General features: G+C 36.1%; 13 protein-coding genes. 6 read left to right on the forward strand and 7 right to left on the reverse strand.

Features of this window, described 5'->3' with window-relative positions:
• Positions 1 to 7: 7 nt before the first annotated feature.
• The 3 genes from ACPWSR_RS04920 to ACPWSR_RS04930 form a co-directional block, all read right to left on the reverse strand.
• The gene (locus ACPWSR_RS04920; protein ID WP_426350590.1) at positions 8 to 2,647 is read right to left on the reverse strand and encodes an ABC transporter permease; all 2,640 of its coding nucleotides are present in this window, start codon (positions 2,645 to 2,647) and stop codon (positions 8 to 10) included.
• Between the two features lie 257 nt (positions 2,648 to 2,904).
• On the reverse strand, positions 2,905 to 3,030 hold the full coding sequence (locus ACPWSR_RS04925) for a hypothetical protein (RefSeq protein WP_426350591.1): 126 nt from the start codon (positions 3,028 to 3,030) through the stop codon (positions 2,905 to 2,907).
• 5 nt (positions 3,031 to 3,035) lie between these two features.
• Positions 3,036 to 3,524 carry a DUF6241 domain-containing protein gene (locus ACPWSR_RS04930; RefSeq protein WP_426350592.1) on the reverse strand — a complete coding sequence of 163 codons (489 nt, stop codon included), beginning with the start codon at positions 3,522 to 3,524 and terminating at the stop codon, positions 3,036 to 3,038.
• A gap of 378 nt (positions 3,525 to 3,902) precedes the next feature.
• On the opposite strand from ACPWSR_RS04930, the gene ACPWSR_RS04935 reads away from it, so the two are divergent.
• Both ACPWSR_RS04935 and ACPWSR_RS04940 read left to right on the forward strand, forming a co-directional pair.
• Positions 3,903 to 7,124 (forward strand): FtsX-like permease family protein, encoded by a 3,222-nt coding sequence (locus ACPWSR_RS04935; RefSeq protein WP_426350593.1) that lies wholly within the window; start codon positions 3,903 to 3,905, stop codon positions 7,122 to 7,124.
• Between the two features lie 12 nt (positions 7,125 to 7,136).
• Positions 7,137 to 7,826 carry an ABC transporter ATP-binding protein gene (locus tag ACPWSR_RS04940; RefSeq protein WP_426350594.1) on the forward strand — a complete coding sequence of 230 codons (690 nt, stop codon included), beginning with the start codon at positions 7,137 to 7,139 and terminating at the stop codon, positions 7,824 to 7,826.
• A gap of 184 nt (positions 7,827 to 8,010) precedes the next feature.
• On the opposite strand, the gene ACPWSR_RS04945 is transcribed toward ACPWSR_RS04940, so the two are convergent.
• The gene (locus tag ACPWSR_RS04945) at positions 8,011 to 9,021 is read right to left on the reverse strand and encodes a sensor histidine kinase (RefSeq protein WP_426350595.1); all 1,011 of its coding nucleotides are present in this window, start codon (positions 9,019 to 9,021) and stop codon (positions 8,011 to 8,013) included.
• Position 9,022: 1 nt separating this feature from the next.
• Positions 9,023 to 9,694 (reverse strand): response regulator transcription factor, encoded by a 672-nt coding sequence (locus ACPWSR_RS04950; RefSeq protein WP_426350596.1) that lies wholly within the window; start codon positions 9,692 to 9,694, stop codon positions 9,023 to 9,025.
• 251 nt (positions 9,695 to 9,945) lie between these two features.
• On the opposite strand from ACPWSR_RS04950, the gene ACPWSR_RS04955 reads away from it, so the two are divergent.
• Positions 9,946 to 13,164, forward strand: coding sequence for an FtsX-like permease family protein (locus ACPWSR_RS04955; RefSeq protein WP_426350597.1), 3,219 nt, complete (start codon positions 9,946 to 9,948; stop codon positions 13,162 to 13,164).
• 12 nt (positions 13,165 to 13,176) lie between these two features.
• Positions 13,177 to 13,863 (forward strand): ABC transporter ATP-binding protein, encoded by a 687-nt coding sequence (locus ACPWSR_RS04960; protein WP_426350598.1) that lies wholly within the window; start codon positions 13,177 to 13,179, stop codon positions 13,861 to 13,863.
• A 143-nt stretch (positions 13,864 to 14,006) separates the two neighbouring features.
• Here ACPWSR_RS04960 and ACPWSR_RS04965 read toward each other — a convergent pair whose 3' ends face one another.
• Both ACPWSR_RS04965 and ACPWSR_RS04970 read right to left on the reverse strand, forming a co-directional pair.
• Entirely contained in the window at positions 14,007 to 14,162 is a 156-nt protein-coding gene (locus ACPWSR_RS04965) for a hypothetical protein (protein ID WP_426350599.1), read from the reverse strand.
• A 275-nt stretch (positions 14,163 to 14,437) separates the two neighbouring features.
• Positions 14,438 to 14,836: a hypothetical protein gene (locus ACPWSR_RS04970; RefSeq protein WP_426350600.1), complete on the reverse strand. Its 399-nt coding sequence runs from the start codon at positions 14,834 to 14,836 to the stop codon at positions 14,438 to 14,440.
• Between the two features lie 612 nt (positions 14,837 to 15,448).
• Between ACPWSR_RS04970 and ACPWSR_RS04975 the strand changes: the two genes are divergently transcribed.
• Positions 15,449 to 16,027 (forward strand): DUF3267 domain-containing protein, encoded by a 579-nt coding sequence (locus ACPWSR_RS04975; RefSeq protein ID WP_426350601.1) that lies wholly within the window; start codon positions 15,449 to 15,451, stop codon positions 16,025 to 16,027.
• Positions 16,028 to 16,364: 337 nt separating this feature from the next.
• Entirely contained in the window at positions 16,365 to 16,799 is a 435-nt protein-coding gene (locus ACPWSR_RS04980; RefSeq protein WP_426350602.1) for an SH3 domain-containing protein, read from the forward strand.
• Positions 16,800 to 17,053: the final 254 nt, after the last annotated feature.

The following is a 17,053-nucleotide window of genomic DNA, read 5'->3' on the forward strand; positions in this document are numbered from 1 at the left end:
AAGCCAACTACAGATTTTCATTTCTTAAAGCATCTATCGGATTATCCTTTTTAATCTTTCTCATAGAATAGATGGTGCTGGAAAATACTACAGCAAAAACACTGAACACTGATATTATCACAGGCATTAAAGGCATATAAAAGCTCATTTCCAGGCCGCTATTCATGCTTAGATATATTCCGTAGGTTACTAAAACTGCTACAGGTATACCATAGATTAAGCCTTTTACTCCATAAAGGATGCTCTCAAAGCTCATCATCCTTTTAAAGCCCTTCTCTGTCATCCCTACAGATTTAAGCATGGCAAACTCTCTTCTTCTTAAGTTTATCCCTGTGGTAATGGTATTAAACACATTGGCCACAGCAATAAGGGATATGAGAACTATGAAGCCATAGGAAAATACATTGATTATAAGAATTACATTCCTGTCGCTATCCTCCCAGGCGGCATAGTTAGTAAGCCTGTTGGTAGGCTCTCCAAGATCCCAGAGAGCATCAGAAAGCTTCTCAAATACGGCAGTATGGTCCTCTGCGGAGAAATATATATCTCCATTAAGTATTTGATTCCAAGGAAGAGCATTTCCTATAACACTTTCTGCATATACAAGAGTCAGATTAAAGCCTCTATCTTTACTAGTCCCATAAGGTAGCTCATCTGTTAAATACCCATATTCTAAGGGATAGTAAACATCAAGGTCCTCAGCAGTAAGACTTTCTCTCTCAGACTCTGGAGTGGAATCATACTTTTCTATATCAGACCCCCTATACTGAACAACTCCCTGCTTCTCATTGAAAACATTGAAGGTCACAAACTTTTCTTTAGTATCATCATAAACCCGAACTCTGTCAGAAGCTATAGCCAGTGGCTTTTCCGGATTCATGTACAGCTCCTTATCCAGATTGTTTTCCTCTAGATATTCTATAAATACGCTGTCCTCAACTCCATAAACAGTGGTATGGATATAAAGCTCCATATCGGTAGAATGCATGTCCTTAAATCTCATCTCTTTAAATTCCAGAGAGGCATTGGTTTCATCAACTATACTGCTGGCCCCGGAAAAATAGACATAGCCAGATTTAGTCACTCCTTCTACAGAGGATAATTTCTCCTTAAGCTTATCCAAATCTCTCTCTGCTCCATCCGTGTAGCTTTTGGAATAAGAAATATCGTACTCCCTAACTTCTATAGATTGATCTGCTCCATAGGAAAGGTAGCTTACCAGGGAGCTGGCAGAGATGAAAAGAACCACACTGATAAATAGAGAAAAAACCGTCGCCCTGTAGCGCTTCTTATTTCTCTTATAATGCTTTTCAGCAAGAATGCCCTCAAGGCCAAAGATTTTGTAAACTAAAGGATTGGTTTTTAGCTTCTTTTTTTTAATTTTAATATCACTGCTCTGCCTTATAGCTTCGATAGCTGTAATCCTGGTAGCTCTTCTTGAGGGTATGTAGGCAGAAATGAACACTGTAATCACCCCTAAGATTACTGCAGCCACCACTGATAATAAGCTTACATGAAGGTTTATAGCTACCGGTGCATCACTCATCATAGAAGAGAATTTATTCCCTATGAGAACCAAGGTAACTCCTATACCTAAGATACCTGAAAGTATTCCTAAGGGTATACCGATGATACTAAGGACAAAGCCTTCAAAAAGCACACTGCTTCTAAGCTGCTTCTTAGTGGCACCTATTGAGGATAAAAGGCCAAACTGTTTTGTTCTTTCACTGACTGATATGGCAAAGGCATTATATATAAGAGATACAGAGCCGAAGATGATAAGTCCAATGAGAATTGCAGATAAGCCATATAATACCGTATAATAATTTTCATTCAGAGAGGCACCGCTATATTTTAAAAGCTCGTAATTGGTAGAGTATTTATCAAAGCTTAGCGTCTCCTTTGAGCTTAATTCCTTTAAAAAGCCTCGTACTTCCGTGGACTCTGATGCTTTAAAATAAACATCTCTAAGATAGCCTTCAGAGTTGTTGTCCTTTATAGTCAATGCCTTATAGCCTGGTGAAATAAAATCCTCATAGCTTGGAGTCTCATAGGTTCCTACAACGGTATAGGCCCTCTCCTCTCTAACTACCAGCTCCTCTAATTTTTTTCCCTTTTCATCAAATTGGACACCATTAGATTGATTAAGACTAATGTCACCTAAAATTCTATCCCCAAGAGAAAGCTTTAGGCTATCCCCCAGCTTAAGGTCTAGCCTTCCCGTGGATCTTAAATCCGTTGGAACTATTATTTCCTTAGAATTCTCAGGAAGCCTTCCAGAGGTTAAATGAATCGGCATATTCTCAGTAAAGGCATCATCAATCCCCAAAACATAAATATAAGGCTTAGAGTCAATCTCAATTTCCTCCATAAGGGCATAGCCAAGTATCTGTGCCTCATAGGCGGTGGTAACGAGACTCTCCTTCTTTAATGTCTCCATGCTACCATCCTCTGCATCATATAAGACTCCATGCCAATTACCGTTGTTATATATGGCTACATCCACCATATAATTCTGAAAGCTAGATATAAAGGTTGTAATAGCCGTTATCATCGCAGCTGAAAGAATGATGCCAATTATGGTAACTATGGTCCTGGTTTTATTTTTCTTAAGAGTACTTAAAGTGACCTTATTGAATACATTCACTCTCAGGCACCTCATTTCTTATAATTCTATCCTCCATAAAAAGAGGAAGGGTTCTATTCTCTATTATCAATATTTCCATAAGCTTTCCCCCTATTGCTTTATGAGTTCATTCTACTATTTCAAGATGACAGGTCAGTGACTTGAAAATTACAATTTCGTCACTTTATAAGGAGTAATCGTATAGGAGGTAAATAAATATTTTATCTACTGACCTCCCAGTAGAGTAGCTTGAAGGAACTTCACCCTTTATTTTACACCTATGTAAGGTGCACATAAATAAAAGACCTTGAATAATCTCTAGGTCTTTTGGTACTTTCTATGGTTACAGGTTCTCCATACACTTCTGTCTCTGATTGAACAAGCACATGAGAATCTTTATTCACTTTTCTTACCTTCCTTGCTTTGCTAAATCAGTTAAGCCGGTTGCTTTACCTGTGTCACCATTTTCCTCTCGCCATACATAATTATGGAACTTAACAGAGTTTGTAAAATCTCCTTCATAATATTCTCCAAGGAAACTTAATAAATCATCTTTCACATTTCGTTCTAACTCATTATTTTGCTCTATCTTAATCATTAAATTCTTTATACTTTTCTTGTCGGTGGGAAAGGTGCCATACCATTTTTCAGGTGCTTTAACATACGGATGTGTCATTCTGTGACAAACACTTAAGATATCAAAATCAGTAAGAGAGTGACTTTCTTCAATACTCTTATTAATATTTATATCAAATCCTAGATGACCTTCTTTTGTTTCCTGAGCTAAAGTTGGTATTTTCTTTTCTAATTCAGTTGGTTCTTTTCTATAGCCATATATTAAAGCTGCTCCGCATACAAGCACCATTATTAAAACTATTCTAGTTATATGTCTTTTCATTTTATTTTCTCCAGTTTTCTTTTTGATTTACTCTTATATTTTAATTATATCCATTAATTTACTATTTTTACATTTGCTTTATCAAAAGATTATATTTTTAAAGTAAAAAATAGAGGCAATTATGCCCCTATTCCTCTAAACTTTATATTCATTTTCATTATATAGAGATAACCTTGATTGTCTTAGTCACCCATTAACATAGAGTATATTAAAATCATAGATATTATTGGATATAGTAGGAATAAGTAACTTTATTTGTATACCATTACTCTCATATTAAGAGCTTAAGCTTTTAACTGTATAATATTAACAAAATAGTATTAAAATTCTAATAATTAATATATCATATAAATATACGTATCAAAAAGGAGGGATATTTTGATAATCTTAAAAATAGCTTTGGAAGGAATGAGAGGCAGAAAAAAGCAAACAGCTCTCTTGCTGCTAGTTATACTACTGTCCTTTACCTTTATTGTTTCTGCTACCATGTTTTATGGTGGTATAGCTGAGACGGAGGAAAATGCAAGACTTGCTATGTATGGTCAGTGGCAGGCCGCCTATCTTTCCGCAGATAAAGGCACCACAGAGTATCTAAAAGAGAATAAAAGCATTGATAAAATAAGTGTCAACAGAATAGTGGATAGAAACACTGATGTTGGAGTATTAGGAACTATAGACGAAAGCTTTTTGAAAATGGGCAAGCTGTCTATGGTGACAGGGAAGCTTCCTGAAAAACCTAATGAAATAGCCTTAGATCTATCTACCTTTACAGAGCTTGGACTTTCAGAAGCGGATATAGGAAATGCTATAAGGATTTCCAGCGAGGTAATTTATACTCTTGTCCCTCACTTTGAAATCACAGAATACCTTAATAATAGAAAAACTCTTTTTGGTGAGAAAACAATAAATTACGATCTTCCTTATACTTATACTCGAAATGGTACTGAAGTTAATAATGAATTTGAAACTAAACTCAATACTCCTATTTCTAACTCTGATGATCATGTTATTAGTATCAGAGAAAACTTTTTTTATTATGGCCCTTCAAACCCCTCTGAAGAAACTATAAAGAGAGATGGCCTACAGACAAATAAAACCCTAATACTTAATTACTATTATGTGCTTACTGGGGTTATAGACAGCTATTCAGAAAGATGGGACACAGCAGAATATCCTGTGGTAAATGCATTTTTAACAGAAGAAGGAGCTGATAACCACTACAATAAGCTTAGGAACAGCTCTGCCTTAAGTAGCCCTGCGGAGCTCTTAAAGATATTTCCTGAGGAATATAATGTATTTATGTATTCAGAGGCTCTAGGAGAGAATCTCTATGATGAGCTATTCCCTGGGGTAATGAAATTTCTGGCTGAAGAAAATAAAGATGATGGAAATCTTACTGAATTTTTAGGTGGTGAAGGAGATACCAATGAGGGCACCTGGAAGTTTAGAAAAAATAAGCTGGCCTACCCTTCAGAAGCTAATGAACAAAAGGAAAGGCTCATCTATACAGTAATGGCAGCAATATTTATCATATCAGCAATCTCTATCTTCCAGCTTTATCTATCCCAAACAAGGAGAAGAGCCAGGACCTTTGCTCTATTAAAAGCTATCGGAGCAACAAATCACCAGGTGGTGAAAGTATTTTTAGCTGAGAATATAGTTCTCCTTATGACTGCAATGCCTATTGGAATATTATTAGGAATCGCCCTGTCCCTGGGTGCAGAGAAAATCAGTATTCTTTTAGACGCCTCCCTGGAGGTTGCTTTTATTCCTTCCATAACTATTCAGGGAATAATTATAACTATGCTGTCACTGTTTATCGGAATGATTTTGCCCATATTCTATGCTCTTTCAGTGCCTATCACTGGAACGGTGGAAAAGCCTCCTTCCCATAGAAAAAGGGATGAAAAGGATACTGTTGAGAATATAGAAGAGAATAGCTTTTCCACAAAAAACGCTCTTAGAAAGCTAAATAAAAGCTATTCACTCCATAACAGAGGAAAGAGTATTTTAGCACTATCCATGTCTCTTATAACCTGTGTTCTACTTTTATCCTCAGTACTTTTAAGCTATATATCAAGAGAGAAATATATTGATGAGGTGCTTCAGAAGGGTAAGCCTGATTATGTATTAGAGCTCCTTCAGGGCATACCCTGGGTAGAAAACACCCTCAAGGATGTTCCAGGTATTAAGGATATATCAACCTTCTGGAAGGGTAATGACCTTCATGTATATTATGAAGGAATAGAAGAGGATGAGATTGTCAGCACCTTTAAGGAGAGTCTTCCGCCCATTTCTCTAGGAGAATATTTTGGAGGCTATAAGGATAGTGACTATGGGCTAAAGGAAGTAGATTCCGCTATCATAACAAACTTCTACTCCCCTTTAAGCTACCTTTATGATGAGGGGTACTTTGTGGTCAAGGGTACTAATAATCGTGCCACCGCTGCTGACATCGAGAATCAAAACACCGATTGGTACAGCATTCCAATATACGAGTATAGTGACACTGCTAATAAGATTTTTTCCTCAATTACTGACGGTGAATTAAATGAGCAAAAATTCTGGTCCGGGGAAGAAGTAATACTTCTCATGCCAATGTATTCAGAGCTTCAGAAGAATCCGGAGGGAGATATTGCTACAGCCCTAGAAACCAGCAGCTTTCAGTCAGCCATGAGCAAGGTTTTAGAGGCCGCCGGAAAGTACAAGCTTTCTTTAAATGAAGAGGAAATCCAGGGAATGAAGAAAAATAACGGAATAAGGATTGGAGATAGCCTATGGATTTCTGCCAATGAGGAGCCGGAGGAAAATTACCGTGGCTTGTATAAGCCAAGAGAAGTGAAGGTAGGAGGTATAATAAGATATTTTCCTGAGAAAGGTCTCTGGCCATTTTCAGAAACTAATCAAAACTATTCGGTAATAGGCTCTCCTACTCTCTTGGAAGACCTTTATGTAGGCTTTGGCATGAATTTAGAAAACCTAGATAAGACTTCTATAAGCCTGCTAAATCAAACCATTGCTAAGGTTAAGCTTGGGAGGACTGTCTTTTATCTTTATGGTGAGGACAAGGGTGATTTTAGTAAAACAGAAGACAGCCTTCAGGAGATAGCAAACAAGCTGGGCGGTTATGTAACAAATTTTAGAGAGGATAATAAACTCCTTCTCTCAGAGGCAACAAATAATACAGCAATACTTGCCTTATTATGTGTAGTTTCTGCTGCACTGGCTACAATTATACTCTATAACAGCTTATCCTCCAGAGCAGATCAGGATAAAAAGCGTACAGGTATCCTTCAGGCTATTGGGGTAACTAAGAAACAGCTAAAGAAGACTCAGCTATCAAAGGGAATAAGAAATGCCCTTATTTCACTAATAGCTTCTCATATTATACTTATCTCTATGGTATATATACTTTTCAGCGCTCGGGCAGAGGCCTCTGGTCTAGATATAATGGTATATATAAATAAATTTATAAATTATTATTCCTTCTATGTTCACATAGCCGTTGTAATAATTTACTTTATAATCACTATCTTTATCTATACACTACCTACAAGAAGAGTTATAAAAAATTCTCCTGTAGAAAATATAAATGGTTAAGGAGGCTTATATATGGGAGTTATATTAAAGGCGGAACAGATAGAAAAAACCTATGGAAAAGGAAAGCTTGCTGTCAATGCCCTCAAGCCAGGAGATCTTACGATAGAGGAAGGAAGATTTTACTCTATCATAGGAAGAAGTGGCTCTGGCAAATCCACCCTCCTTCATATATTAGGCGGCCTCGACAGACCTACAGGAGGAAAGCTATATATCGAAGAGGAAAGTGTTTTTGACTTAAACGACACAAAGCTTGCTATATTTCGAAGAAGGAGGATAGGCTTTGTATTTCAGGCTTACAACCTCCTTCCAGAGCATACTGTGCTGCAGAATATTCTTTTGCCTATAGAGCTAGATGGCAGAAAACCTGATAAGGAGCACATTGAAAGGGTAATAAAAGCTCTAGGGATAGAAGATAAGCTGAAATACTACCCCGACGAGCTATCCGGTGGCCAGAGGCAGAGAGTAGCCTGTGCCAGGGCCCTAGCTGCAAAACCAGCCATTATCCTTGCCGATGAGCCAACAGGAAATTTAGATGGAAAAAGCGGCGATGAGCTCATAGCCCTACTTAAGGAGTCTGCAAAGGAATTCAATCAAACAATAATAATAGTTACCCATGACATGAAGATAGCTGAAAATGCTGACACTATCATTCTCCTGGAGGATGGCATTATTAAAAGCTTTGAAGGGAACATTATACAATAACTTCTCACTCTTTACTAATAAGTAAAGATAAAAGCAAGCAATATAAATAATATAAAAATAATTAAGCCCCAGTTTTCTTTAGTAGAAGCGAAGATTCAACTTTAGATAATACTTAAATCTAAAGAAATTCTCTTAATTCTCTATATAGACTCTGGGGCTATTTTATTTTTGTGCAAGCTTTATACTATATTATTCCCTTATAAAATCTAATAATAAACCTTGCTCCACCCTCTCGCCTGTTCTCTACCTTTATGGTTCCGTTCTGCTCCGTCACTATCATCCTGGCTAGGGCCAGGCCTATACCAATACTGTTCGGGGAGGAATTCTTCCCCCTATAAAACCTTTCAAAAAGATGAGGAATATCCTCTGGATCAATGCCTTTTCCGTTATCCTCAATTATAATCTCCGTATATATGGTATTTTCGCTGCCTTTTATATAAATTTCTCCTCCTGATGGAGTATGTTCTACAGAGTTCTTAATGATATTTCCTAGGGCCTCGGAGGACCAATGAATGTCTCCCAGGTATTCTGCTTCTTCCTGTATATCTATAATAAGCCTCTGCTCCCGGAGATCCATGGCTACTGCAATAGGCTCAGAAGATCTTTTTATAAGGTCCTTAAGCTTGACCTTCTCCCTTTTAAACTCCACAGTACCAGCATCCAGCCTAGATATTTTTAAAAGTGAGGCCACAAGCCAGTCTATCCGACCTAATAGCCCCGAGAGCTCCGATACAAGCTCCCTTCTCTCCTTTAAGGAAAGCTCTGACTTTGATAAAAGGGAGGTTATAAGATTCATAGAGGTTAAAGGAGTCCTCAGCTGATGAGAAATATCTGCTATAGAATCAGCTAGATATAGCTTATCCTGCTGGAGAGCCTCTCTCTGTTCTCTGAGCCGTATGGTCATTTTTTGTATTTCACTGCTTAAGATAGCCAGTTCTCCTTCCTCATAGGAAGTAAAGTCTATATTTTCCTTGCCATGAAGGACTCCATCAATCTCTTGACCGAGCTCTGAAATTCTTCTATACCTTTTATAATCATTAAAAAGATTCACTGCTATAATGATTGAGCTAAAGGCTACTATTAATATGCTAAAAAGACCTCCTCTCAAGAAAAATCCTATTACAGCAGCTACAAAAGTTATAGCTATATTTATAAATAAAATCCTTACTATCTCCTTATTTCTAAAAAGACCCATGCTAATCACCAACCTTATAGCCAAGGCCTCTGATGGTCTTAATGATCTTAGGATTTTGAGGATCCTCCTCTATCTTTTCCCTGAGCCTTTTTATGTAAACCGTAAGGGTGTTATCATTAACAAACTCTCCTGCTATATCCCAAATTTCCTCTAGAAGCTTCTGGCGAGACAAAACTATCCCCTTATTATTTATAAATACCAGAAGAAGCCTATATTCAAGTGCTGATAGGAATACCTCCTGCCCTTCCTTGTGGACTGTGCCTCTCACTGAATCAATCCGTAAGTTCCCAAGCTCAAATACCGATTGAGTTTTTCCACTTCTTCTTAAAACACTTTTTATCCTAGAAATCAGCTCTAATGGTCTAAAAGGCTTAGCTATGTAATCATCAGCGCCTAAGTCAAGACCAGTAACTACACTGCTCTCATCCTCAGAGGCTGTAAGAAAAATCACCGGTGCAGCTGTTAATCGCTTGGCAGCAGTGCACAGGGAAAAGCCATTTCCATCGGCTAGGGAAACATCTAAAAGCAAAAGGTCAAAGGTCTCTTCTTCAAGAAGCTTAAGCGCTTCCTTCTGCCCTTCTCTTGAAACTACAGAAAAGCCCTCCTGCTCTAAAAGCCTGGTTAAATTCTTTATTATGCCTTTATCATCCTCTACTAAAAGAACCTTCGTCATAAACTCTCCTCCTAAGGAGATAGCTTTAACTACTCATCTCCATCTTTAATACAAAGTATATCAAAATTATGGGAGTAATTCGAGTAATTCCAAGGTTAAATGCAATGATTTATATTAACTTGAAGCGACGGTCATTTTCATAATTTTTTCAAAAAATATTAACAATATTACACAAAAGTTAAATTTTACTATTATTTACTAAATATCCTGTTTATAATATATATAAATATAAAAAAAGAGGGGGATATAGGTTGATAATCTTAAAAATAGCCGCAGAAGGAATGAGAGGAAGAAAAAAAGAAACAGCCCTCTTATTATTAGTTATACTACTATCCTTTTCCTTTATCGTATCGGCCACTATGTTTTATGGGGGTATAGCTGAAACTGAGGAAAACTCAAGACTTGCTATGTATGGCAAATGGCAGGCAGCATATCTATCTGCTGACAAGAGTACAACAGAATACCTTAAGGATAAAAAAATCCTAGACAAGGTAAGCATCAACAGAATAGTGGATAGAAACACCAGCATAGGAGTCTTAGGAACTATAGATGATAGCTTTTTAGATATAGGTAATCTATCTATAGTGACAGGAAAAATTCCAAAGGAAGATAATGAAATCGCCTTAGAGCTATCTGCCCTAACAAGTATTGGTCTTTCAGAAGAGAATATAGGTAAGCCTGTGGAAATTTCTAGCGAAGTAGTTTATACCATTACTTCTCAGCAGGAAATTGAACAGTACTATAGGGAAGCCATGGAAAACCTTTCGCCACAGGATCTATACGGAAATTATCAGTACTATAGAGCTAATATTACTACTCCCGTAACAGTTACAGATGACTCTGTAATTTATCTGAGAGAAAGCTATGTTTATTTTGGCCCCTCCGGTTCTAACAACGATGATATAGTAAGAGATGGCTTTCAGACCTCTAAGACTCTCCTGATGTATCATTATTACACCCTCACAGGAATTATAGATAGCTATTCCCATAGATGGGATACAGGGGACTATCCTACAGCAAATGGGTTTATAACAGAGGATGGAACGGATAAATACTATAACATTATCAAAAATAGCTCTACCTTGGGCAATCCCGAAGAAATCCTTAAGACCTATCCTGAGGAGTACAATGTATTTATGTACTCTAGCTCTACAGGAAAACAGCTTTATGATGAGCTGTTCCCAGGGGTTGTGGGGTTTCTGGCAGAGGAAAATAATGAAGATGGTGGCCTCACAGAATCTTCAGGGGGAGAGGGAAAGGCTAGTGAAGGCACCTGGAAATTCAGAAAAAACAATTTGGCTTACCTCTCAGAAGCCGATGAACAAAAAGAACGGCTTATTTACACGGTAATGGCAGCAATCTTTATAATATCTGCCATATCAATATTTCAACTTTATTTAAGTCAAACAAGAAAAAGAGCCAGGTCCTTTGCTCTTTTAAAGTCTATAGGTGCTACTAACAGCCAGGTGGTAAAGGTTTTTCTCTGTGAAAGCATCATGCTTCTTATAGCGGCAATGCCTATAGGAATACTTTTAGGAATAGTACTTTCCTTTGGTGCAGAAGCCATCAGCAAGCTTTTAGGAGTTTCCCTAGTGGTTAAATTAATTCCATCCCTAGCTATTCAGGGTGCTCTAATCACTATGGTGTCCTTATTTATAGGAATGATATCCCCTATGTTTTATGCTCTATCCCTACCTCTTACAGGAACAGTGGAAAAGCCTCCAAAGCACAGAAAAAGTGATGGTGAAGAGAGTATTGAAGCTATAGATGACAATAGCTTTTCACCAAAAAGGGCACTAAAAAAGCTAAATAAAAACTATTCAAGACAGAATAGAGGAAAAAGTATATTAGCACTATCAATGTCCTTTTTAATCTGCCTATTACTCTTAGCTTCAGTGCTTTTAAGCTATATTTCAAAGGAAAAATATATTGATGAGGTGCTACAAAAGGGAAAGCCTGATTATGTTTTAGAGCTTCTTCATGGCTATCAATTTGGGACTAGCAATTCTATTAAGGAGCTTGAAAGCTCTCTTGCGAATATCTCCGGGGTAAAGGATACAGCTATCTTCTGGAAGGGAAATGATCTTCATCTTTATTTCGAAGGTATGGAGGATGATAAAATTCTTGAAGCCTTTAAGGAGAGCCTCCCAACCTTATCCTTAGGAGAATACTTTGCTAGCCACAGAGAAAAAGCCTTTGGAGTAAAGGAAGTAGACTCTGCCTTCATAACAAATTTCTACTCTCCTTTAATGTACTATAACGATATGGGCTACTACGTTGTTGAGGGTACAGACAAGCAATATACTGATGAAGATGATCTTAATAACGTACCTGCAGAATGGCATAGTGTTCCTGAATACAACTATAAAAACTCCATGGAAAGGATTATAGCTTCCATTACGGAAGGAACCTTTGATGATGCTAAGTTCTGGCAGGGAGAAGAGGTAATTCTACTTATGCCAATGTATTCAGAGCTTCAAAAAAATCCTGAGGCAGATATTGCTACAGCTCTAGAAACCAGCAGCTTTCAATCAGCCATGGGAAGAGTTTTAGAGGAGGCTGGAAGATACAAGCTTTCCTTGAATGAGGAAGAAACTCATGGAATGAAGAAGAATGAAGGTATAAAGGTTGGGGATTCCTTATGGATTTCTGCCAATGAAGAAAGGATGGTAGGCGAAGTAGTACAGGATGCTTACACTCCTAAGGAAGTGAAGGTAGGGGGAATAATAAGATATTTCCCAGGAAAGGGTGTATGGCCTTTTTCTGATACCAATCAAAGCTATGGAATCATCGGCTCCCCTCTTCTTATGAGTGAGCTTTATGTAGGCTTTGGTATGGACATGGGTATTATGAGCAACAATGCTATAGCCTTAATGAATCAAACCATAGCTAAGGTAAAGCTAGGAAGAACTGTTTTTTATTTTTATACAGATAAGGGTAGGGATCCTTCAAAATTAGAAGCAAGACTCCAGAAGGTATCGGAAGAGTTAGGTGGATATGTAACAAATTTCAGAGAGGATAATGAGCTTATGCTCTCAGAGGCTAGAAATAATACTGCCATTCTAGCTCTCTTATGTGTAGTCTCCGCAGCTTTGGGGGCAATTATTCTCTACAACAGCTTATCCTCAAGAGCTGACCAGGATAAAAAGAGAACTGGGATACTTCAGGCCATTGGAGTAACAGAAAAACAGCTAAGAAGAACACAGCTATCAAAAGGAATCAGGAATGGCATTATTTCAATAATAGCCTCTCATCTTTTACTTGCTTTCTCAGTATATTTACTTTTCAGCACTAGAGCAGCGTCCAAGGGGCTTGATATCACCATCTATTTAAATAAATTTATAGAATACTATCCCTTCTATATTCATATAGCCATTACAATAATTTACTTTATAATTACTATTTTTATTTATACACTTCCTACAAGAAGAATTATAAAAAATTCTCCTGTAGAAAATATAAGGGGTTAAGGAGGCTTAGATATGGGAGTTATATTAAAGACAGAAAAAATAGAAAAGACCTATGGTAAAGGAAAGCTTGCAGTACATGCCCTTAAATCTGGAGACCTGGAGATTGAGGAAGGAAGATTTTATTCCATAATAGGAAGAAGCGGCTCCGGCAAATCTACCCTCCTTCATATATTAGGAGGACTAGATAGACCTACAGAAGGAAAGCTATATATAGAGGGAGAAAGTGTTTTTGACTTAAATGATACAAAGCTAGCTATATTTCGAAGAAGGAGAATCGGCTTTGTATTCCAGGCCTTTAACCTTCTTCCAGAGCATACTGTTTTGCAGAATATACTGCTTCCTATAGAGCTGGATGGAAGAAAGCCTGATAAAGACCACATAGAAAGAGTAGTAAAAGCCCTAGGCATAGAAGATAAGCTGAAATACTATCCTGACGAGCTATCCGGTGGTCAAAGGCAGAGAGTAGCCTGCGCCAGAGCTCTTGCGGCAAAGCCTGCTATAATCCTCGCTGATGAGCCTACAGGAAACTTAGATGGAAAAAGCGGTGATGAGCTCATAGCCCTTCTTAAGGAATCAGCAAAGGAATTTAATCAAACAATAATCATAGTTACCCACGATATGAAGATAGCCGAAAATGCTGATGATATTATTCTTATAGAGGATGGTATTATAAAAAGCTATGTTAGGAATGCTGTATGATCATATATCAATCCATAGAGCTCAAGACATTCTAGGATTAGCTCTAAGATAATGGATTGTAAATAGTACAAGCTTATAGGTTCACAAAAATAATATGCCCTAGATTATTACATTCCTATATAATAATCTAGGGCTTCATTGTTTTATCCAAGCTTTATTAAGTTCATATTATAATGATGTACTTCATTTGCTGCCCGATAATCTGCCTGAGCTACTTTCTCGTATACTGTTATATCCTTTGTAGTTAAATGATGGTTATTAAATACCCAGCTAAAAATTTCTTTAATAATTCTTGTCATTATAATCCCTCCATTCTCTCACCAATGTCTATCTTATGAGGAGAAGGATGGATTGTTGACAGTAACTTGAATCTTTCACATAGCCTCAAGATGAAAAGGATATCCTATATAAATTCAACAAGAAAAATGGCCAAGAACCATATAATTCAATAGCAATAAAATTACTAGCACAATAAAAATAGACAACCACTAAGCAGCCTAAAAAGCCAAGTTTATTATTATAAAAAGACATATATATCATTTTAAAAAATGATATATATGTCTTTCTTAACTACTCACTGAAAGCAATACAGTACATAGCCATCAATTGTGGTGAGGTTAAAGGTCTTCCCACCCCAGCTTTCCATGGTAATATCTGATACCTGATCCCAGTTATTATTTAATATAAAGCTTCTAAACTCTTCTATACCTTCTACATACATAAAGGATAAAAGCCCCTTTTTAGGCTCTCCATAAAACATATGTATTCCCGTAAAGCTGTCTATGTTTCCTTCTCCTATCTCCTGAGGAAGGCTAAAGGCACATCCATAGGTACCCTTTCCCTCTGCATCCCGTTCATCGATACCTCCATGCCAGCCCAAGACTTCCTTGAACCACCTTAAAGTTTTATCCATATCCTTAGTCAAATAAATTGGAGCATTTTCCTTAATAATATACCCTTTCTCTTTGCTCATCTACACAACTTCCTCCGATTCTGCCTCTTAGCTCAGCTCTTACCCTATTGTCTATTTTTTACATATATTGTAAATCCAGTCACACTAAATAGAATTTCCATTCTTCTTCAACTTCATTTACTTTAATTATGCTCCTATATAAATCTTTGACTCTAGCTATATACTTGCTTAACTCCATTTATCACTGATAATATAATTATACAATAAATTGATTATATTCCATAAAAAAGAATAAATTATTAAAAATAAATATATTTGAGGTAAACAATGCCCCTGGCTTTATCTCAAGGAAAAATTGAAACAGATTATTTAAATTAACTTCATCCTTAAAGTTCTACCACTTATTTTAATTTTCGTACCTCTTATGATATTTTTTACTATCAATAGAATATTTATTTATAATGGAGTTATGATAGCAATAAAATAAATTTCAATTAAGAGGTTGACTCTCCCCTAAGAGGAGGCACCAGAATAAATATAAATACTACAGTAAAAGTTTATATTCTCAGCAAACGTTATTTACAAATATTGGTATTATTTATATATTCGATATATAATATTAAGTAGCAATATCATTTTTATGTTAAACAAGGAATATAGGAGGATGATGAAGTGAGCAAAACAAATGTTGTACAGAACACAGTCAATCTACCATTAAACTATAAATTTCATGAAAAAATGGACTTGAGTAAAGACAAAAAAATTAATGTGCGTATACAGATATTGCTGTTTTTATTGGTTGCTATTATGATTGGATTAGCTAAATTGTTCAACTTCCCATTAGTAGGTAGCTGGCACACTGGCATAAGAATCCTAATTACAGTTTTTATGTGTGCTGCTTATATGATAGTGCATGAATTAACACATGGTTTTTTTGTGAAGCTGTTATCTGGTGTGAAGCCGACTTATTTGGTTAAATTCCCCTTCATATGTACAGGCAGTACAGCTTATTTTAACAAGAAAAGTTTTATTATTATTGCTCTTTCTCCAATTGTTGTATGGGGAATTTCCTTGATTTTGATGCTACTTCTTTTGCCATCTGATTTCTTTTTGAGTATTTATATTGTAACGATTTTGAATTTTGCAGGGGCAGCAGGAGATTATTTTCAAGTATATGCTATATCAAAGATCCATCCAATGGCATTAGTACAGGATAATGGAGAAGAAACAAAAGTATTTTTGCCAGTATAAAGAGTACTATTAACAATTAAAATTATGTAGCATTATTATCTACTTCACTAAGACTAAAATAATTAAATGTAAAAAACTATGCTAATTAATTTATTTAGCATAGTTTTTTTATTACAAAACGCCTGTAAATGTCGCTTATTTTTTTGAGTAGCTCTTCTAATGTAAACACGTTATTATGAGCTTATACCTTTTTATTGGAATATTATAATATTTATCCCATATATTATAATGATTCAAAATATTGTCCAATATCCTTCATAAAGAGGATGTTATTAAGGAATTTTAGTGTATAATAGAGATATATGAGTTATAGCATGTATTTTATGGAGGATTATGTATGAATGATTCGAATAAAGGAAAGCTTTATTCTGCCTTAATTATTGTAGTACTTGTATTAGCTTTAGTAGCAACTGTATTAGTTGGAGAAAGCAGGCAGGCCAAGCTTAAGGAAGATAATTTAAAATTAGCAGAAAAAATAGCAGAATCACAGGATAAAGATAACTCAAAAATAGATGAAGATATTAGTACAACCTCTCCAGATAACATCTCAGATAACAATGATGAGGAAGAGGAAGAAGAGATATTAGTTTATTCAACTGAAAATATCAATGTCCGCTCTGGTCCTGGAACTAATTATAGTATTCTAGGCTCCCTACCAGCCAATGAAAAGGTCCCTCTTATCGAAAAGCGTTCTGATGGCTGGAGTAAGATCCTCTTTAATGGTGAAGAAGCCTTTTGTACCAGCAGCTATCTTAAAGAAGAGGATATTTAGTTTCTTACTTAGGATACCTATACAGCCGCTCTTATAAATTTATACAGAAATTCTTTAAGCATTAAGAATATATTGTTAAGAAAACATCAAAATAACAAGAATATATTTAATAAAAAATATATAATTATAGCTAAAAATTACTATAGAAGTTAACTTCTGTAGTAATTTTTATTTTATTTTAAAATCTAAATGCTATTATTCCTAAGGAATCTTGCTCTAGGAGATATAACATTCTATATATTAGTTAATCAAAT

Source organism: Alloiococcus sp. CFN-8, from assembly GCF_049943125.1.
Taxonomy (GTDB): domain Bacteria; phylum Bacillota; class Clostridia; order Clostridiales; family Clostridiaceae; genus JAEXZL01.

What these genes read in the sequence shown, in the direction of transcription:
- ACPWSR_RS04970 (WP_426350600.1), bottom strand. Translation starts at nt 14,836, where the DNA reads ATGAGCAAAGAGAAAGGGTATATTATTAAGGAAAATGCTCCAATTTAT.
- ACPWSR_RS04960 (WP_426350598.1), top strand. Translation starts at nt 13,177, where the DNA reads ATGGGAGTTATATTAAAGACAGAAAAAATAGAAAAGACCTATGGTAAA.
- ACPWSR_RS04950 (WP_426350596.1), bottom strand. Translation starts at nt 9,694, where the DNA reads ATGACGAAGGTTCTTTTAGTAGAGGATGATAAAGGCATAATAAAGAAT.
- ACPWSR_RS04980 (WP_426350602.1), top strand. Translation starts at nt 16,365, where the DNA reads ATGAATGATTCGAATAAAGGAAAGCTTTATTCTGCCTTAATTATTGTA.
- ACPWSR_RS04945 (WP_426350595.1), bottom strand. Translation starts at nt 9,021, where the DNA reads ATGGGTCTTTTTAGAAATAAGGAGATAGTAAGGATTTTATTTATAAAT.
- ACPWSR_RS04940 (WP_426350594.1), top strand. Translation starts at nt 7,137, where the DNA reads ATGGGAGTTATATTAAAGGCGGAACAGATAGAAAAAACCTATGGAAAA.
- ACPWSR_RS04965 (WP_426350599.1), bottom strand. Translation starts at nt 14,162, where the DNA reads ATGACAAGAATTATTAAAGAAATTTTTAGCTGGGTATTTAATAACCAT.
- ACPWSR_RS04930 (WP_426350592.1), bottom strand. Translation starts at nt 3,524, where the DNA reads ATGAAAAGACATATAACTAGAATAGTTTTAATAATGGTGCTTGTATGC.